Origin of the sequence: Pseudonocardia sulfidoxydans NBRC 16205, assembly GCF_007989085.1 — a bacterium.
Taxonomy (GTDB): Bacteria; Actinomycetota; Actinomycetes; order Mycobacteriales; family Pseudonocardiaceae; genus Pseudonocardia; species Pseudonocardia sulfidoxydans.
The window spans coordinates 1-669 of record NZ_BJVJ01000199.1 but is presented as its reverse complement, the minus strand read 5'-3'; the positions used below and the strand labels follow the sequence as shown (position 1 = coordinate 669).

At 68.5% G+C, this 669-nt stretch carries 1 protein-coding gene; it reads left to right on the top strand.

All coding sequences use genetic code 11. From position 1 onward, the window contains the following. On the top strand, positions 1 to 646 hold a 646-nt coding region (locus tag PSU4_RS31015; protein WP_147116248.1), incomplete at its 5' end, for an IS982 family transposase. Between the last annotated feature and the right edge of the window lie 23 nt (positions 647 to 669).

The window sequence follows — 669 nt, the reverse complement described above, 5'->3', positions numbered from 1 at the left end:
CGTACCGCTGATCAAGCGCCTGATCCGGGTCCTGGCCGCCGACACCGACCTGTGGCACGACCCGGTCTGGGTAGTCGACTCGACCCCGGTCGAGTGTGCCCGCTCGCGGCCCACCGCGCTGCGCTCGAACCTGGCCGGATGGGCCGGGTACGGCTACTGCGCCAGCCACTCCCGCTTCTTCTGGGGCCTGCGCCTGCATCTGATCGCGACCCCGGCCGGGCTCCCGATCACCTGGGTACTGGCCGACCCGAAGATCGACGAACGGCAGGTGTTGATCGCCGCGCTCGACCACGACCGGACCCTCACCGCGGACAGGACCGGCCTGACGATCATCGGCGACAAGGGCTACGTCTCCCGCGAGCTCGACACCTACCTCGCCGAGCGCGGCGTCCGCCTGCTGCGCCCGTCCTACCGCAATCACACCCCACGCCCGGGTGAGCAGCTACTCAAACCGATCCGCCAACTCATCGAGTCGATCTTCGACACCCTCAAAGGCCAGCTCGACCTCGAGCTGCACGGCGGCCGCAGCATCGACGGTGTCGGCGCCCGCATCGGGCAACGTCTCCTCGCCATGACCGCAGCCATCTGGCACAACCGCGCCACCGGCCAGCCCACCACCCGATCCCTGACCGCCTACGACCACTGACCGAGTTAGGACTTACTCATCTA